11 protein-coding genes are annotated in these 20,371 nt (G+C 44.8%); 6 read left to right on the top strand and 5 right to left on the bottom strand.

Annotation, left to right across the window (positions count from 1 at the left end; genetic code table 11):
• Positions 1-6: 6 nt before the first annotated feature.
• A complete protein-coding gene (locus A37S_RS0109205; RefSeq protein ID WP_028296736.1) occupies positions 7-3,234 on the bottom strand; it encodes a SusC/RagA family TonB-linked outer membrane protein in 3,228 nt (1,075 codons plus the stop codon).
• A gap of 218 nt (positions 3,235-3,452) precedes the next feature.
• Between A37S_RS0109205 and A37S_RS24155 the strand changes: the two genes are divergently transcribed.
• From A37S_RS24155 to A37S_RS0109175, 6 genes are all read left to right on the top strand, one after another.
• Positions 3,453-4,490 (top strand): LacI family DNA-binding transcriptional regulator, encoded by a 1,038-nt coding sequence (locus A37S_RS24155; protein WP_036602001.1) that lies wholly within the window; start codon positions 3,453-3,455, stop codon positions 4,488-4,490.
• A gap of 172 nt (positions 4,491-4,662) precedes the next feature.
• Entirely contained in the window at positions 4,663-6,609 is a 1,947-nt protein-coding gene (locus tag A37S_RS0109195) for an NAD-binding protein (RefSeq protein ID WP_028296735.1), read from the top strand.
• A gap of 22 nt (positions 6,610-6,631) precedes the next feature.
• Entirely contained in the window at positions 6,632-8,128 is a 1,497-nt protein-coding gene (locus A37S_RS0109190) for a toll/interleukin-1 receptor domain-containing protein (protein ID WP_028296734.1), read from the top strand.
• A gap of 9 nt (positions 8,129-8,137) precedes the next feature.
• Positions 8,138-11,341: an nSTAND1 domain-containing NTPase gene (locus A37S_RS24150; RefSeq protein ID WP_051292932.1), complete on the top strand. Its 3,204-nt coding sequence runs from the start codon at positions 8,138-8,140 to the stop codon at positions 11,339-11,341.
• Positions 11,341-13,971: a TonB-dependent receptor plug domain-containing protein gene (locus tag A37S_RS0109180; protein ID WP_028296733.1), complete on the top strand. Its 2,631-nt coding sequence runs from the start codon at positions 11,341-11,343 to the stop codon at positions 13,969-13,971. The genes A37S_RS24150 and A37S_RS0109180 overlap by 1 nt, the downstream gene beginning before the upstream one ends.
• A gap of 5 nt (positions 13,972-13,976) precedes the next feature.
• Positions 13,977-16,505 carry an MFS transporter gene (locus tag A37S_RS0109175; RefSeq protein ID WP_028296732.1) on the top strand — a complete coding sequence of 843 codons (2,529 nt, stop codon included), beginning with the start codon at positions 13,977-13,979 and terminating at the stop codon, positions 16,503-16,505.
• Between the two features lie 10 nt (positions 16,506-16,515).
• Here A37S_RS0109175 and A37S_RS0109170 read toward each other — a convergent pair whose 3' ends face one another.
• The 4 genes from A37S_RS0109170 to A37S_RS24145 form a co-directional block, all read right to left on the bottom strand.
• A complete protein-coding gene (locus A37S_RS0109170; RefSeq protein WP_028296731.1) occupies positions 16,516-17,196 on the bottom strand; it encodes a hypothetical protein in 681 nt (226 codons plus the stop codon).
• Between the two features lie 173 nt (positions 17,197-17,369).
• On the bottom strand, positions 17,370-18,056 hold the full coding sequence (locus A37S_RS0109165) for a LytR/AlgR family response regulator transcription factor (RefSeq protein WP_028296730.1): 687 nt from the start codon (positions 18,054-18,056) through the stop codon (positions 17,370-17,372).
• Positions 18,053-19,828, bottom strand: coding sequence for a sensor histidine kinase (locus A37S_RS0109160; RefSeq protein ID WP_028296729.1), 1,776 nt, complete (start codon positions 19,826-19,828; stop codon positions 18,053-18,055). Before A37S_RS0109160 ends, A37S_RS0109165 begins: the two co-directional genes overlap by 4 nt.
• Before the next feature lie 287 nt (positions 19,829-20,115).
• A partial coding sequence (locus A37S_RS24145; protein WP_036601995.1) for an IS30 family transposase occupies positions 20,116-20,371 on the bottom strand: 256 nt, incomplete at its 5' end.

Here is a 20,371-nt window from a genome sequence, read left to right as displayed (position 1 = left end):
ATCTTATCAAAAAGTCAGGTTAACACCGGCGACCACATAACGGCTCCGTGGGTATGCCGCATAGTCGACAGCGGGCGTCAAAGGGTTGGAACGCCGGGTATTGGCCTCCGGATCATATCCAGAATATCCGGTAATGGTCCAAAGGTTGTTTACCGTCCCATATACGCGCAACTGCTTTATCTTGATGCGGTTCAGCAATTGCTTGGGTAGGGAATAGCCCAAGGTAACATTGCTTATCCGAAGGAAAGACCCGTCTTCAACGGCCCAGGAATGTAGGAAATACTGCCCTAGCGGAGGCGTCCACATGGTGGTGTTTTCGTTCATCGCTGCCAACGCAGCCGGATCAGTTACCAACAAACCGCTGCCATCATACCATTGCCACCTATCGTTCATGGTAGACAGCATGTTATTATCGCGATACAGATACTGTGTGGTAAACTCTATCTTATTGGCATTGTATACCTTGTTGCCAACGGACCAATTCATAAACACACTCATATCGAAGTCCTTGTAACGGAACTGCTGGTTGAGCCCCCCGATGAACTTCGGCTGAGCATTGCCCAGTACGGTCCTATCATTCGCACCGATGATCATGTTGTCATCATCGGTTAGTTTCATCAGTTTCAGGTCACCTGGCTGAGGTTCCCTGTTTCCCAAGGCCACGTTTCTGCTATTGGGAACCCCTGCCCGTAGCGTATAGGCCCCGGTAGTAGCGTTGTAGTCAAAGTCCTCTAACTGATAGTAACCATCGGTCACATAACCATAGAATTGACCAATGGGTTGCCCTACCTCCACCATAAAATCTTCAAAGGCAGTACTCACCCAGCCCGATCGTTCCAAGTAAGATTGCCTTTGGCTGCCGTCTGGATTAATGCCCAGGCTGACGATCTTGTTCCTGTTAAACGAGAGATTGAAATTGGCACTGTAGCTAAAATCCGCCTTATCCACAACAATGGACGACAACTGTATCTCCAATCCCTTATTTTGCGTTTCACCTATATTCTGGAACTGGGTAATATAACCACTGGACGTAGGTATACGGGCATCCAACAGCAAATCTTTCACACTATTGGTATATACATCAACCGAAGCACTCAACCGCCCCTTAAAGAGGTCGAAATCCAACCCCAGGTTTCGGGAAACGGTGGTCTCCCACTTCAAATTGGGGTTGGCCAAATAGTCCGGTGCCAGACCCGGCGTCAGATTGTCTTCGTACGCATAGGCATAATTGCCGCTGATATTGTACATGGTTTTGAAACGGTCTAGCCCGATACGGTTATTGCCCGAGCTACCGTAACTAAAGCGAAGCTTGAGATCTGACAACCAATTTTTTGTCGATTGCATGAATTGCTCCTCGGAAAGCCGCCATGCCAATGCCGCAGACGGGAAATAGGAATACCTGTTCTCCGGAGAGAACAAGGACGAACCATCCCTACGCAGTGAGAAGGTAGCGAGATACCGATCGCCAAAACTATAGTTTAACCTAGTAAACAAGGAAAACAGTTTCTGCGTTGACTGAAAGGTAGTAGGCGCATCCTGGATCTGCCCCGGTCCTGGCGTAGCCCTTTGAATACCGGCAAAGGCCTCTTTGGCCGTGATTTCCTCGGGCAACCACTTTACCAAGCTATTGTGCGCAAAATCGCGTATCTCATATATTTCCTGTCCCAGCAGGGCATCCACACGTTGCCGCTTGTCTATATTCCAACGATAGGACAAGGTGTTTGAAAAGGTGATGGCATCTGATTCCGAGCGTCTCAAATCCACCACCGGTTTATTGGCATTTTGCCGTGCCAAACCCGTCACGCTGCCATTGAACACATTGTTGTCCCGCCAGTTTTTATTGTACCCGAAAGTACTGCGAAAAGTCAGGTTCTTGATGATATTATAATTAAAATAACCATTGAGGATCAGATTGTTTCGTGTATCCTCCCGGATTTCGTTATTAGCCAATAATACCGGATTGACCAAATTTGTCTGGTTGGCAAAATCAGGATCAAATTCGTCCACCATGGCTTCCATTCCGGGTGCAACGAACGGGATATAACGCACGGAGTTGCGCAAACGGTTATTGCTTTGGCCGCCCGTGGCGGAGGTACCCACCCCTTCTACCAATTGGCTGCTATAGCGCGCAGAGGCGCCTGCTTTGAGTTTTTTGGAGACATTATGGTCCAACTTCAGTGCCGCCAGGGTACGCTTGAAACCGGAGTTCAACATGATACCATTTTCATCAGTATGGTTGATACTGGCATTGAAAGTGGTTTTCTCATCGCCCCCCGTAAGAGACAGGATATGTGTCTGTCCCCAAGCATCCCTCCCAAAGACATCCTGCTGCCAATTGCGAAAAGGCATTTGCCTATATAGCTCCAAATCTTCCCATCGTCCGTACGTGTCGCGAAAGCTGTTTCTGGTCTGTTCGTTCGTATTGAAATTGTAGGCTTGATATTGATACATCACAAAATCATACGGATCCATTACATCCAATTGGTTCGTAATGTTGCGCATTCCCACAAAACCGTTGTAGCTGATTTGCGTGGGCATGCCCTTGCCACCTTTGGTTGTGATGACAACTACCCCATTGGCTCCTCTAGCACCATAGATGGAGGTAGAGGCTGCATCTTTCAGCACGTCTATGCTCTCTATTTCCTGCGGTGACAATATGGACAAAGCGTTCTCCACCTGAATCCCATCCACGATGTAGAGCGGTGTATTGTCCTGGGTAATAGAGCCTCCCCCACGCACACGGATGGTCACATCTGCTCCCGGGGATCCCTCGGTTGTAGCGACATTGACCCCCGCCAAGCGACCTGTCAAGGCTTCTGCCGCCGAACTCAGGGGAATATCCCTCAATTGGCGCTCGCCAACGGAGGAAACCGATCCTGTCAAGTCTTTCCTGCTCACCGTGGCGTAGCCAATGGCTACTACTTCGTCCAATACGTTAGCATCCGATTCCATCAGGACATCGATTTCTTTCCTGTCCCGTACGGCAATTTCCTGTTGCTTATAGCCCATGAAACGAAAGACAAGGGTTACCTCTCCATCGGGAATAGTAATGGAATACGCCCCTTTCGCATCGCTTTGGGTACCGCCATTAGACCCCTTGATCAATACGGAAACGCCGGGCAAGCCATCGCTAGTTTCTGCATCCTTTATCAGTCCAGAGACTTTGCGTGACTGCGCAAAAGAATGGAGTGTATATACAAAAAAGCATAACGATAAAAATAGGTTTCTTATCATAATTTTGGTTTTAAAATCATTCAGTTATCATCGGCCAAAGTCCAATAATTGGTTTCTGAGCGCAATGTTAGGCAATTAGTAATGAAAGCTCGAGGCTTATCTATAAAAAGTTACGGCAACGTTTTCGGTAACGATTGCAAGTTCCAAGCATAGAAATTGCGGCTTGTATTTCCATACCGTGATATTTTCCGTATTTTTGAGCAAACAAGACTAGCAACATGTATAAGCCTATCACCATAAAGGATATTGCCGAGGCACTCCATTTATCTCCTTCCACTGTTTCTAGGGCACTGAACGACAGTTATGAGGTAAATCCAGAAACCAAAAAGCGGGTTTTGGAGTATGCTCAAAGCAATAACTACAAGAAAAATCCCATTGCGCTTGGACTAAGAAAGCAAAGGAGCTATTCCCTTGGGGTGATGGTATCGGAAGTAGCGAATAGCTTCTTCTCGCAAGCAATAAACGGCATGGAGTCAGTAGCCTACAGCCAGGGATATCACATCTTCATCTCCCAAAGTCACGATTCGTACGAAAGAGAAGTGTTAAACATAAATCACCTTGCCAATAGATCTATCGACGGCTTACTCATCTCCCTTTCTGCAGAAACAACGGATTTCGAACATATCAAGAGAGTATATGAACTGGGCTTGCCCATCGTTTTCTTCGATAGGGTCTCCAATATCATCGACACCCATGTCATCAATATCGACAATTTTGCCATCACAAAGCAGGCTGTCGATCAATTGATCGAGAGCGATCTCCGTCGCATAGCTTTTATAGGCAATGCCCCCCATCTTTCCATTACCGAGGAAAGATTGGCAGGTTATAAAAGGGCTCATGATGCACATCGGATAGCCTATGACCGCAGTCTGATATTTTTCTGTCAACACGGCGGACAGGTACAACAGGAACTTGACGAAATAATCAGTAAATTACTGGAAAACCAGCACCGCATCGACGCACTTTTAATTGCCAGTGACAGACTTAGCACGAGAATCATTACCGCCTTGACTAAACTGGGCGATAGCAATCCCAACTTCAAGATCGTTGGTTTCTCCAACAATGAGGTACTCTATCAGTTGCAAAAAAACTTCACCGCCATTAGGCAACCTGCTTTTGATATCGGTGCTAAGGCTGCCGAAACCTTGATAGGTTTGATTGAGGATATCCAGAAAAACAGGGAAATAGTGCCCCAGGCAATTACTTTCAAAGCCAATTTCTACAATAATAACATAGGTATCGTATCGAAGATATAGCCGTCCGCCTTTTCGCATTCACCCACAAAATCAGGTCGTTCGTACACACTGCTTTGCCCACAAGCAAGGAATAAGCTATTATTGCTCTAAGCCTAAAGAGGAAAGCATATCATAGTTGGCTTAAACTTTATAGAATTAGATTTTTACTGAAACAATAGAACACCATTTATCTATGAGTAGTGCTCCGTCTTCGCCTATCAAAATTCATCCTTTGATAATTTTTGCCAGTATTCTTATTGTCTTCATATTGGGATGCATAGGCTATTCACAGTTACTGGATGACCACTTCAGTCTATGGGGAGCCCTGTATGCGGTCACCCTACTCTTCTTTCTCCATCATGCCGACGCGGAGATACACAACGTGTATCTATTCATTGCCGAGTTTCTGGCTGCCATCATCTTTCTGTTTGGAATCTTTGCGCTCACGTTCACCTATCTCCACAAACATTGGCAAGCCTACAAGATCAGTAATTTCTTTAAAGGCCATACGGTACTCATTCCTTTTAACCACATTACCAGGTCCATTGCCAAACAATTGATCGATGAAGGCAAAAAAGTAGTTTTTGTAGATGACCATGCGTCCATTTCTTTTTCGCTAAAACGTCGCCAAAAAAGGGCACAGATCATTCATACCGAACTTACAAATGAAAAAATCGGCAAAATTGCCGCCCTAAAGCAAGCATCGGCCTGCATTATTGCCACACCCAACGATACCGATAATATACGTATCCTCTCGCAAAGCATAGCTTTTCTACATCCAGGCAAAGGACAGAAACCGCTTAAGCTCCAAGTGTTGGCCAATGATACAGACAACAACCATGTGCTGAAAGACTATTTCGATATCATGAACGAGCATGAGCATTACGACCTGGAAACGTTCAATATACATCAACTTGCGGCAAAACGGATATATGACCAATATCCTCCGCATCATTACCTGGACTTGCGAGACAGGGAAGAGGAATTTGCCATTGCCGTTTTCGGCTTTACCAAAACTACCGAATACTTCCTACTGGAGAACATCATATTGAGCCATTATCCCGAAATGGGCAATCTCAAAATCTATTTGGTGGATCAAGATGCAGAAACCTGTTTAAACCACTTTTCGTTCAAATATCCCTATTACAATGAATATATAGAACTGATACCGGTGAAGTTACTCAACTCCGTATTTTATGCCAACTTTACCTGGTCAAAGAAGGATATCGAGAAACTAAGTAAAGCCAAGGTAATGTATATGTTCGGTGAGCGCGATGCCGCATTGCTCACGGCAGCCACCAGTTTTCGGCAGTTTTACTATGCCCAAACCTTAAATATCTCTCAGGCTCCCATTGTCATGTGCGTACCTGAGTCAAACGAACTCATAGCCCTAATCAATAAGACCCCTACATCTGAGGGACAGTTCAAAAGCACATTCAACAAACACCTGAATATTCAAACCATCTCATTGATAAGTGACACTTGTACTGCAAAAAATCTCTTGGAAGAAACAGCCACTACTGACCTAATGGCAAGGGTCATCAACTATTTCTTTTCTGTAAAATACGAATTCGAAGGGGAATTGTGCACGCTTTATCCAAACCTAGATTTGATGGTTACTCGCAAAGTATTACAAAAAATCCAATCCTCTTTACTCGATTTGCCCCACAGCAAAGATCATATAAACGAGGAGGAAATAGAAGCACACGTCATCGACTACCTATCTGGCTTGCTATCCATCCCCCATGCAGAACTGGACAGGCATTTCTCCATCAACAAAAGGTGGTCTAGGCTTACCAATAGGAAAAAAGATTCCAACAGATATGCCGCACGCCAAGTGAAATTAAAAATCCACTTGCTCCAGCAGATGGGCTGTAAGCCTATCAACCAAGAAAATATCCTGCATTTCTTTCCAAAGCTGGCTCCTATGGAACACAAAAGGTGGAGTGCCGAAAAAATGGTGTTCAATTTCAAGTACGGATCGTTGAAAGAACCCCATGAGGATGCCAAGATATTGAAAGACATCCTCAAAATCCATGATCAATTGATTCCATATGAGAAGCTAAGCGACAGAGAGAAGGAAAAAGACATCAATATGTTTTTGCTCATCCCTTTGCTGCAAGCCCTAATCGATCATTGATACAGCCAAACATTTTTGTGCCATGACATTCAAAACAGATCTCTTTATCAGTTATGCCCATATAGATGACGAATCGTTGATTGTCAATCAAAAAGGTTGGATCTCCGAGTTTCATCGGGCGCTAGATATCCGTCTGGCACAGCTGCTTGGGAGACGACCGGTAATATGGCGCGACCCCGCCTTGCAGGGTAACCACCTATTCGACCAGCAGATACTCGATCAATTCCATGAAGTGGCGATCATGATCTCCATTCTGACTCCCCGGTATGTGAAGTCGGAATGGTGCCTCAGGGAGGTAGATGAGTTTTACGAGAAATGTCAACAGAATATTGGATTTAATATAAACAACAGAGCAAGAATCTTTAAGATAATTAAAACGCCTGTCCGAATAGAACAACATCCGGAAAAAATCCAAAACGTGCTCGGCTATGAGTTTTACCATGTAGACCCGTCCACTGGCCGGATAAAAGAATATAACCAAGCTTTTGGGCAACAGAGCGAAATGGCCTATTGGGAAAAACTGGACGATCTGGCTCACGATATCTGTGCCTTTTTGGAGAGTTTGAGTGAACCCATAGCCGTTAGCACCTCTTCCCAACCCAACGCTCTAAAGTCTACCGTATCACAGAAAACCAAGGTATTCTTAGCAGAATCCAGTTATGACACGCAAGAGTTCAGAGACAGCCTCAAGAGAGAACTGCAAGATTTCGGGTACCAAATATTTCCAGACAAGCAGCTTCCGCTGATGGCTCCCCCATTGCACGAGAGCGTCAAAAAATACCTGGGAGAATCGACCCTTTCCATTCATTTGATCGGCGAAAATTACGGCGTAGTACCCGAAGGAAGCCAAAAGTCTATCGTGGAGATTCAAAACGAAATCGCGTCAGCGCACAGTGCCACCACCAATATCTCTAGGCTGATATGGATCCCAGAAGGATGCGACCCCCACGATGAAAGGCAGATGGCCTTCATAAACAGGCTGAATAGGGGGGCAGATGGTATCGTCGGAGCCGACTTGGTACAAAGTACGTTGGAAGATTTTAAGGCAGTGGTGATGGACAAGCTTCGCTTCATCAAGGAAAAGGAAGTCCTTTCGCAGCCCGCAACGCCTGTAGATAGCGAGGCAAAGCTTATCTACCTCATTTGTGATATGCAGGATGTGGAAGCCATAGCTCCTTTGGAAGATTTTCTTTTCGACCAGGGATTTGAGGTGGTCATCCCCATGTTTGAGGGAGATGAGTCGGTCATCAGGGAAGACCATATCGAAAACCTGAAGACATGCAAAGGGGCAATTATCTTCTACAAAGATGCCAGTGAATTTTGGCTACGGTCGAAAATGCGCGATTTCATGAAAATCAACGGATATGGAAGAACAAGCCCTATAGCCCTGAAGGCCATCTACGTGGCACCGCCCGAAAGTACGGCCAAGACGCGCCTCAGAAGCTTGGGAGCCGAAGTTATAAATGGATTATCAGGACTTCCAGAGCAACAGTTGAAACAGTTATTATCCAAACTATAGAGCAAGGACATGAACAGTGATACAGCGTCATACATAAATCCGTTTCCAGGTCTCCGTGCTTTTGAAGAGCACGAGGACATTATCTTCTTTGGAAGGGAGAAACAGATAGACGAATTGCTGAAGAAGCTCAGAATAGTTCGCTTCCTAGCCGTAGTAGGCTCTTCAGGAAGCGGGAAATCATCTTTGGTAAAATCGGGTTTAATCCCTGCCTTACATAGCGGCTTCATGTCTGGATCTGGTTCTCGCTGGAAGATATGCTCCTTCCGTCCAGGCAATGATCCCATAGGAAACCTGGCCAAGGCGCTTGCGCAGGGAGGTATGCTGTACGACGAAATGCCCGATGAAGACTATCTTACTTTTGCGGCCATCAATGAAAGCACCTTGCGGCGAAGTGGCAATGGCCTGATAGAAGCCTATAGGCAATCGGGTATAGACCATAGCCAAAACCTGCTGATATTAGTAGACCAATTTGAAGAAATCTTCCGTTTTAGCCAGTACGAAAAACAGGCAGGCGCGGGCAAGCGAGATTCAATAGCCTTTGTCAACCTATTGCTGCAAGCCGTCAACCAAAGTCAGTACCCCATTTATGTGGTGCTAACCATGCGTTCGGATTTCTTGGGCGAATGTACCGAATTCAGGGGGCTTCCAGAAGCCATCAACCAAGGTCAATACTTGGTGCCCAGAATGACCCGAGATGAACGCAAGGAAGCCATAAGTGGCCCAATTGCCGTGGCTGGAGGCCACATCAGCAACAGGTTGCTCAACTTATTGCTCAACGATATGGGGGACAACCCCGACCAATTACCGATACTGCAACATGCCCTCATGAGAACCTGGGACCTGTGGTACTCGAGCGAAGCGAATGAACAGGATCCACCACCTATTGACGTAGACGATTATGAACGCATAGGTACCATGCAGCAAGCCCTCTCCTTACACGCCGAAGAGGCCTATGGCGAATTGGGTGACGATCAGCAACGTCATATTTGCCAAATCATGTTCAAGGCACTCACCGACAAGGGTATCAACAGTGCAGGCATCAGACGGCCCAGGGAGTTGAAGGAAATTGCCGCACTGGCCGAATGCTCCATTGACGAGCTGATTCACGTCATAGAGGTTTTCAGAAAAAACGGAAGGGCTTTTCTTATGCCGCCCTATATCGTCCCGCTTGCACCCGATACCATTATAGACATCTCCCACGAAAGCCTAATGCGGGTATGGGAACGACTTATTGCCTGGGTTGAAGATGAAAACGAGTCTAGACAAATCTATCTTCGCCTATGCGAATCTGCACAACACTATGAAATAGGAAGCGGCGCACTGCTGAGCGGTCCAGAATTGCAACTGGCCCTCAAGTGGCAAGAAGAACACAAGCCAAACAAGGTGTGGGCTAGCAGGTATAATGAACTGTACGAAAAGGCCATGCTGTTTCTGGAACATAGCAAGCAACAATATATCCTCGAGATAGAACATAAGGAGAAACTTCAGAAACAAAAATTATTTCGCGCACGCCGAACGGTAGGAATTATTTCCCTGATAGCCTTGGCTGCCATATTCCTTGCCATTTATTCTTTTGAGCTGCGCAACGAGGCCAATAGGCAGACGGCTATAGCTGAAAACAGGGGAAAAGAGGCCCTGGAACAGCGCGAAGAAGCGCTACGGCAACAACAGATTGCAGAGGAGAACAAGGAGCAAGCGCTCATTCAAAAGGAATTTGCACTGGAAGAGACCAAACGGGCCGAAAGCAAGGAGAAAGAGGCTCTTGCGCAAAAAAACATTGCCGATGAACAACGGCTATACGCATTCGATCAGCGAAGCGTTGCCGAGAGAAATGCCAGACTGGCCCAACAGCAACAAGAAATAGCACAACGCCAAACAGGCCTGGCCCAGCAGAACGAACAAATAGCCAAGGAGCAAACACAGCTTTCCTCCAGGCTCAAAGATTTGGCCCTTGCCCATAATCTCGCCTACGAGGCTTTGGTAAAATTGGATGAACATCTCTATGATGAAAGCAAGCAAATGGCCCTACAGGCCTACACCTTAAACAAGAACAATCAAGGTGCAGAGCAAGACAATGACATCTACGCTGCACTTTACAAAAACTGGGAAAATCAAATCCAATTTGAAAATCGCTTCAGCAGACACCAAGCCCCTATAAAATCCATTGTTTTTCATACTGACGCTCAACTCATTATATCTGGAGACGAATCGGGCAGATTGATCATTTCGCAAACCAACAATGGACGGCTCACCATGCTAAACAGCCAGAACCTACGCGAAGATATCCGTTCCATAGTGCCTATGCAAGCGACCAACGACTTCACCGTAATCACAGCCAGTGGAACGATTATCACCTACCAATTGCAAAAGAAAACAGGCGCATTACAGGAAAAATATCGGAGCAAAATACAGGGAATTGGCAAGGCTGTTGTTTACTCACCAGACGGTAAGCTAATTGCCATTAGCAATGCTGGCGTAGCCTCCTTCCAAAGCACACCTACTGGAATCGTACAGCAAACTTACACTCCTACCAATAACCTAACCGATCTGACCACAACCAAGGAGGGCGTTTTCCTGTCCACCAGCAATAAAATATTTTATTATGAAAAAGGCCAGGACATACCAGATACACCAAAGGCCATGTACGAGATAAAAGCAAGAATCAGCAGCATTGCCATCGATCCATCGGAGACTTACCTGTTGGCTGGCTGTACCGACGGCCGCCTTTGGGTGAAGAACATCAAAAAGGATAGCAATCCGATATTTCTCAATCTGCATGCTTCGGCCATTAATGACATACAATTCCGGCCGGGTCGCCATGATCATGTACAATTAGCGACAGCCAGTAGCGACCAGACCGTCAAATTGTGGGACTTCAACCATCTGATCACGACCAGGAACACGACTGAAAACGTATTGTCTATCAAAGGACATAATCAATGGGTGTACGGAATAGCCTATACGGCGAATGGCAGCAATATTTATTCCTGCAGTGAGGACAGGAACATCATAGGCTATTATACGAATATGGCTAGTCTTTTTAATGAACTGCGTCTAAGTAATCTTGACAAAATAACTTCCCTAATTCGAAGCTTAAAAACTTCACCAAAGTTTGCCTCTGCTATGGCCGTTCGCACAACTTTGGTGAAGTTTCCAGAAGAAAATCGGGAAGTTATTTTGTCGGTATCTCTAAGCAACAATATACGTCAATAATGATCAGGAAATATGTTTATACGATATGTTTGCTTTTTGGTCTCCTAGTAAAGGGCTTTGGACAAGAATGCGGTCCTATGTCCATAGGCGATGCGGAACGGCTTTATGAAATAGGTAGGTTTGAGGAAGGAATCCGACTGCTTAGGGGCTGCCTGGACAGCAAAGCCATGAACTTCGATGAAAAGGTCCAGGCATTTCGGCTCATCTCCATGTCTTACCTAGCCATGGACTCTATAGAAATGGCCGACAAACATATTGTACAACTGCTACTGCTAAAGAACAATTTTGAGGCAGATATACGAGACCCGGATCGATTTCGTACCGCTGTAGGTCATGTTCGATCGCGCATGAGGGCCAACCTCACCTCCTCGGTATCGAAGAAAGCAGAACGCATCGAGCTGGCACCTGCCACCATGCAGATTATCAGTGACGAGGATATCATTAAACGAGGATACACCGATCTACAGCAATTGTTCAACGATATTCCAGGCTTTGACATCTCGCTCACATCGGGACTTTCCTATGCCGTGATGTACCAACGAGGTTATCGATCGGCCGCCAATACAGACCGTACCTTGTTGTTAATTGATGGGGTGGAGAACAATGAGATGTGGTCCAACGCGGCGTTCATATCCAGGCAATACCCACTGAGCAACATAAAACGAGTGGAGATTATATATGGTCCCGCCTCCACCATTTACGGTGCCAATGCCTTCACTGGAGTGGTGAATGTCATCACCAAAACCGCTGAGGATTATTTTGACCAAGATGCCATAAATCAGCCGAGCAATGATGAAAAAAGCAGGTATCTGCTCACGGGACAGGCAGGCATTGCCAATGGTGGAAATCATTTTGGCGACGCCACGTTCAGTGCAAAGAACAAAGACCTCTTCGTGGCCATCACCGCGCGCCGATTTAAGGGGCACGACACAGATCTTTCCTCATTTCCCGATTGGGACGGACAATGGCAGTCAGATTATTTTGGCGCAAACAACTACTTCAACAGATTCTCCGCCAACTATTCGCCAGAACTGGCGGCGCAATACGCTACCTATGACCCGCAGGGGGAATTGTTCACTACCAGCGCAGATGGTTCTCTACTGGTCCCGACGGCCAGGGCCATATCCCTTGCCGATTCATTAGATCAATCGCTTTACCATCAAGGCTATGGCAACTTCAGCCATAAATTTAGCGATATCGTTAACGACAATTACATCTCTGCCAAAGTAAATTTTGGAGATATCAAAATAGGACTGGATTACCAATATTGGTCTGAAGGCGCGGGGCCAGACTATACCGATCTCTATTATGCGCTCAATTCCGACCTCTCCAAGTGGGAGGTAAGACAGCACAATTATTATGTTCGATATGATCGCAACCTCTTCAATCGCCTCTCTTTCTCCCACTTCACCTATTTCAGAACAAGTGACTTCGGGAAAAACACCGTCACCACCAGGTATTATGGATTTGCAAATGGTGGGCTTGGTTTCGTAGATCTAATGCAAGGCGACATGCCCTATTTTCGTCCCAATTACTACTCCCAACAATCCAAGCAATTCCGTATGGAGAACAGGTTCAATTATACTATCAATGAAAAAATGGACCTCAATATGGGCGTTGAGATCAGGAACGGCTTGTTGCAGGGCGATTATGTCAACGCCACTGTCCCTGATCCCATCACCCATGGGGTGGCAAGTGACAGCATTGCTGGAGGCAACTACTACTCCATTCTCGATTTAGGGGTGTATGGACAACTGAGCTATCAAAACGAAGCCAAAAAATTGAACATCTCCGCCGGTGGACGACTAGATAACAATAGAATCAATAGCATTTATGGCTATGGATCGGTATTCAATCCGAGGGTAACAGCCATCTATTATCCCGGACGCTTTATCTTTAAGGCTATTTATTCAGAAGCCTTTCTAGATGCTTCCGTGTACAATAAATTTGCCATATCGTCTGCCCGTCTCATCAACAACCCCACACTGGAACCAGAAAGGGTAAAAAACAGGGAATTGTCTGCCAGGTACCTGCTCTCAAGCAAAACTTCCCTGGAAATCGCTTACTACAATGCTTCCTATAACAATATCCTGGGCACGGTAAATGTGGATACGATGGGTATCAGTACTACCCAATATCAAGCTATTGGTCAATCGCATCTCCAGGGCATCCAACTTTCCGGACAATATGAATTTAACAAACAAATAGACCTATATGCTAACGCAACTTGGGCAAATCCCAAGAGCATTAGAAACGTAGATGGAGCGGAAAGAAAGATCCGAGTAGGGGACATAGCCGACCTATCGGCAAATGTGGGCATCAACCTGTCACTGATGGAAGACAAGCTGAACGTCAATCTGCGGGCAAACTTCGTAGGAGATAAGCCTGTTGGGTCAAATACGACCATCAGTGCCAGTCCATACACCAAAACTCCTGGATATCTCTTAATTAACGGAAGTCTTACCTATAAAATGCTCCGCCAGGCAAGCCTGCAGCTATCGGGGACAAACCTTACGGATAGATTCTACTATTCGCCAGGCGTAAGGGCGGCTAGCGGGATACAAAGTTCCAGAGTACCACAAATGGGCAGGGTAATTATGGCCAAGTTGCTGTTCAATGTCGGAAATTAGCGTATATGAAAACATGGAATAGTTATGCCAACCGATTGTTTCGAAGTGCCGATGAAAAAAGATCGTTTGCACTCCTGTTCCTGCTATCGCTCATTACAGGCTGTTCGTTGTCTTACTATTTCGTGGCGGTCAATACTTTTCTTATCAGCAATACGGACATCAATAGCCTTCCGATAGCCTATATTCTATCGGGCACGGTGGGCTTTTTCTTGTTGAAGATATATCAGCTTCGGCAGCAGAAAAACACGATCTTACGCAACTATACCGAGAATATCATCATCTTCTGTTTGGTATCCCTTTTGATGTTTGCGTGCTATCTTACCTACGATAGTCACAAAGAAGCTCACTTGTATCTTGCCTACCTTGGCTTTGTTTTCAATATGCCCATCACGGTCATCTTCTCGCTTAATTTCTTTGCCATCTGCGCCAAGCTGTTCAACCTTTCGCAAAGCAAACGCCTACTGGCTGTCGTAAGCTCGGGCGAGATCATTGCGTCCATAATCGCCTATCTGACCACTCCGTTCATTATCTTATGGCTCGATCATATTTATTACCTCTTTCCCATGTCCGCGCTATTTGTGCTAATGAGCTATATTCCCTTAATACTACTACATGCACGTCAACCCGAACAGCTCAAGGGCCATAAAACGAGAAGCAGCTATGGAAAGAGAATAGACCTATCTTTCTTTCTAAACGACCGCTTTTATATCGCTATTGGTGTAGTCACCATCATCTCGGTAGGAGCGATCTACTTCACGGACTATAGCTATTTGCTATCCGTTGGTATGCTATCGGAACATACCGGAATAGCTATAACTACCATATTGGCCGTTTTCTTTAGTATAGTGAAATTTGGAGAGTTGCTTTTTTCCTTACTTTCGGGAAGTATCATCCTTGCCAAAGGCATTAAATTTGCCATATTGCTATTACCCATTTCGCTGCTTCTCTCCTTTGGTTTTGCCGCTGGTAGTGGCCTAGGATGGCATAACCCCATATTTCTGATTGCTTTTGTCTTCATTGCCAAATGGTGCGAACGCGTAATAAGAAGGGCAATCACGACGCCAGCCACAAAAGTTATCTATCAGGCTACCGGGCCATTGGAACGTCTGCAGATTGAAGCCAACATTGAGGGTATTCTTAACCAGATTAGCGCCATTTTGGCTGGAGTAATCTTATTATTGCTATCCAATGTAATAGCACATGACAATCTATTAGACTTTCTATCCTATGTGGCACTTATCTGTTTTCTCACCAGTGTCCTATGGGCCGGGGCAACCCTCAAGCTCTATAAACATTATAAAGGAAAACTTGAAGTCTATCTGACTACGCTAAGACCACATAAAGAGCGGGCGCTTACTTCTTCCGTTCCTCCTTTGACCGACCTGTTTTTTTCTTCGAATCTAGGAGAAAAATTGCAAGAGGCATTCCATTTGGCCCATCAACAAAATGAGCTAACAGAAGCCATTCGCTGCTATTTGCCCGCGATTGCACAGGACCATCATTTTTCCTCAAACAACGACACCTTGCTTCATAAATTGGAACAGTCCTATTATAGAATGCCTTCTTTTTTCTCACGGCTCAGCACGCTAAAATATATCGGGCAAACGGCATTTCAATGGAATATCCATTCCTTTGACACCTATTGGAATGCATCGGATCTTTCGCTTAGAATAATCTTGACCAGAACTGCCAACCAATCCAACATGGCTATAGATGAAGCTTTTCGTTTCCGCATTGCCACACTATGTGAACAGATCTGTACGGAAATGGCATGGACGCTAAGCACAAAACGAGATCTACAATATTTGAATGATAGCACGCTCATGAACGAGATAAACCACCTCCTTCGTGCTTTGCGACAACTGCTTTTTTTGTTATTGAAGGTGTATAGTGCCGAGTCGGCAAGGAACATCCAAGTTGCCTATGACATCCTTTCGGTAAAAGGACAGAACGAGGAAAACCATTTTTTTGCTCTGGAGTTGTTGGATGCTGTTTTGGACGATAGCCTGAAAGAGCTAGTTCTGCCTCTATTGGAGCCACTTCCCTTTGACCAGCAGGAAAGCAAATTGAAAAAGATTTTCCCTATACATCATTTTACCGTTGCTCAGCGCCTAAAGGATATACTCATGCATGACCCCAATGTCGTGGGGCCCTACCTTAAGCAATTGGTGTTGGAACATTATCATCATTTGACCGGTGATAATCTAGTAGCCCACGCTTTTAAAACAAGTCCGTTTAGGAATATAAGGCATCAAGCCCTGCAATTGCTTGGCGAACCTGTAGACCATGACCAACAGGAATGGGAAAACTTGTGCCAGATACTGACAAACACACTCGATTATGATGTTAGGAAGGTTACTTGCCTGATGAATTGGGCATGCCATGATGATCGTCAAGGGCATGGCAAGTCAACCCATCATAGCAAAGGCTTGATCAATCGTCATCCTTATATGGTGATGCAAAAGGGCAGTCAGTTTGCGATGTGGGTAGATGCGCTAGCTATCAGCTTACTCAAAGATGTAGAAATACATTAGCCATCTATTGCTATACATTATCCGGTGCGTAGCCAATCATCAAGAACCGGTCACCCCCTGCTTCGTCCAGTAAAAAACGATCGAAGATATCAAAATTCAACCTATTGGCCACCTCTTTCAATCGCATCTTCTCCTGCTCGGAATAATTGGTTTCCTCAGCGACCTTTCTTAATATAAATGGATGTACCTCATCGACGACGATATGACGAAATTTTTCGCCTATGATCTTGATGGCATAATGCTTCCCTAGCTCATCATATGCGCCATCCATATCGGGCTGAACACGAGCCACATGTTTATTGAACCAGTAATACACCACTGGTGTTGCGGTAGTCCACCAAAGCAAATATTTCTTCTCATGAAGCCTCTCTTTGCTGCGACAATCTTCCAGAAACTTCATATACAAGGACTTTACCAAACCTCTACTTTTATGCTCTTCCCGGCAGGCACTCAGGCCCAGGTAAAAGGTCTCCTCCGAACCGAGGGACTCAAAATTGACCATAAAAAAGGCCAACAACTCCCCCTCATCAGATCGAATGAGGTAGATGTCCCTGTTATGCATAATCTCGCGGTCTATCAATTGCGCATTCGAAACATAACTTGGTAAGGTCAGTTCCAGAATTTCAGCGATCAATTCTTTGTTTTCCTTGAAATTGCTCAAAAAAGAAATCGATTGGGCTGTTGTTTCCATAGTTTACGTTGTGTTTGCAAAACAAGAAAGCACCGCTTACTTGCCCATAGCCATTTAGATATCAATAAGATAGCAAATAAACAGAAATATAAAAACCTTAAAGAATAGCGCATGCAAACAACCGATTGTTGTACATGAACAACATCACAAGGAGAAAGATGATAGCGACATTTCTATTTAAGGTGGTCTAGCTCTTGGGCATAGGCACGACCTACCGGTAGAACAGTCTCATTGGCCATGACCACTTCATGTGCACCTATCTTTCTCACTTGAAAAAGATTTACGACATAGGATTTATGAATCCGGACGAAGCCTCTTTCTACCGGTAAATAGACGAGGGTGTCTTTCAATGTTTTTCTTAGGCAATGGGACCTGCCTTTCATCCGTATAAAGGTATAATTGCCGTCCGCCTCAGCATAGTAGACTTCATTAATAGATATTTTTATCTTCTTTTTCCCATCCGGTAACAAAAGGAATTCATCTGCGTTTTCGCTCTTATCAATGGCCATGGCCATAGCCACCTTCACATCCTTAAGCTCAAAGGGTTTTGCGAGATAGCCCAATGGTTTGGTGTGGAATGCTTGCTTGAGGGTGAGTTGATCTGTATACGACGTAATATAAATAAAAGGTATTGGTTTATGTTCGTTCAAATAATTGGCTACATCTATTCCCGTCTTGTTCCCGCTGATCATGACATCCAATAAAATCATGTTAGGAGCTTCACTATTGACTGCTACAACGGCCTCTTCGTAGGATCTGGCGACACCACAAACCTGATAACCAAGTATTTCAAGAATGTCTCGCAAATCATTAGCGATAATCATCTCATCTTCAACAATAAGTACAGAAAAATCTTTCATACAATTTGTTCCTTAAAACGAACGAAAAACACGGCTTTTCCTTCGTTTTTATACTGGAAAACTCCGGACAATTGTTGCGTAAGGTCTCGCACCAGGCGCAATCCAAGCGTATTGCTATGTACAGGGTCGACATCTGCCGGAATACCTTCTCCCGAATCGGAAAACTCCATGCAATACCCTTCGTCTTGATGATCTATCTTTATCTTGATAATCCCTTCTTCATGCTTCGTAAAGGCATATTTCAGCGAATTGGTAAAAAGCTCGGTAACGATCAACCCCAGAGGCACTGCCGTGTCTACATCCAATTCGATCTTTTCTGCAGCTACTTCAACGGCAATCTTCGACTCGTCTCCCTGATATAGTCCCAGCAAATAATCACTCAATTGCTGAATATATTCTTGTACATTCACCCTGTTCAGCCTGTCTTGCTGATATAATTTATTGTGAATAAGGGCTATGCTCTTGAGACGACTCCTGCCTTCGTTGAGCGCACTGAGTGCTTCGGGGCTATGTGTCCGTCGCGACTGCATGTTGAACAGACTGGTAATCATTTGCAGGTTGTTTTTCACACGGTGATGGATCTCCCGCAGAAGGGTCTCATTTTGTGCGTTTATCTTGACCAATAGCTCGTTCTTGCGTTCGATTTCTTCGTTTTTCAGGGTCAGCACAGCACTTGCACGTTCTTTCTCCTTAGCCCTAAGGAGAAAAAAAGCAGCCAGTATCAGAAGAAAAATACCGGCACCTATCAGGGCAGTGCGGACAATACTAGCATTTTTAATCGCCAATCGTTGCAACTCAATTTCCTTCTCCTGCTGTTCGGCATTGTATTTACTGCGCATTTCGGTATCGCTAGCAATGGCATGTTGCGAAAACACACTGTCATTGACCGTGCTATACCTCGTGAACAACGAATCACCTTGCTCACGCATACCCAAAAGGTAATATAGCTTGATCAACATGGGACGGATTGTCTGCTCATCCCGGTCCTGCCCACCAAGACGCATATATTTCTCACACGCCAATGCCCGTTCTAAAGCGTTTTGGTACTCTTTTTTCATATAAAACGACACGGCACGGTATTCCTCATACTTGGCCATTAATTGCAAATTGGCCGTGTAGTCGGTCATTACAGGCCTTAGCTTGTCCATAACTGAGTCCAATGACCTTACATCATCCATTTTCTCGAAGATGCCAGCCTGCGTAAGCCATACCCTTGCCAGATTGTATTTACTCTTTACTTTTTGAAAGGCTTGAGCCGATTTTTTGGTATAGGAAAGTGCCTCATTCAGATTTTTTAGCAGGTTATAGCTCAAGCTATATTGCAGGTAAATATGGCCTAACAACATGCTTTCTTTCTCCTTAATGGCCATCTCTTCCGCCTTGTTTAAATGCGCTATAGCCTGCTTATAATTGCCCGTATAATCATTGTGATGCATTGCGAGCACATTGTTTAGTCTGATAACAGATAAGTTTTGCTTATTTTCCACTGCAATGGAAAGCCCTTTCAACAACGCTTCTAAGCCGAGTTTATATTGGTTTTTCTTATCGTACAAAAGTCCCAACCGGCCATAATTATTGGCCAAATTGGTATTATATACCTTTAGACGTTCATAGCCCGCCCTAGATTGTTCTAGATATATTATCGCGCTATCCAAATGGCTTTGATGATCCAAAAGACAGCCTTTGTAATAATATCCGTCGATTATGCCTAAAGTATCTTTACGTACCTGGCTAAGGTGCATGGCTTTTTCAATCAAGGAATCGGCCTTCATAGTATCGGCGCTAATTAATGCAAAAGCTTGCTCGTACAAAGAATCCGTATGAGACGAATGAGGAAGATCTTGGGCAAAACCATAACTGAAAACAAAGGCTAAAAAAACAGAAACACACATGATCGATGCAGTTTATTGAACGGAATTTCTTATCATATCATCTTCCATTAAAAAACATCCTTTTTTTATAGGTTCAGGATAGCCTTTAATGACATAAGCCCGAGCAAATATAGCATTCCTATCGCATATTATTTATATCGAAAACTGATTTGTACGTCACGGTAGATTCAACTCACCAATGCAACATTTTGGTCTAAGGTAGCATAAAAAATGCTCTTGGGGTTTTGGTAATCTAGTTTTTTTCTTGGCCTTGCATTGATTTTGTGCTGTATCTTTCTGATATCCTGTTCATTGAATTGTTCAAAGGGCTGCTTTTTCGGTATATACTGCCTGATAAGCTTGTTGGTGTATTCGTTGAGTCCCCTTTCCCAAGAGGAATAGGGGTGGGCGAAGAAGAAATCGGCCTCCAGTTTCTTTGCGATG

The organism is Olivibacter sitiensis DSM 17696, from assembly GCF_000427965.1.
GTDB classification, from domain to species: domain Bacteria; phylum Bacteroidota; class Bacteroidia; order Sphingobacteriales; family Sphingobacteriaceae; genus Olivibacter; species Olivibacter sitiensis.
This window is presented reverse-complemented; position numbering and strand designations above follow the sequence as displayed.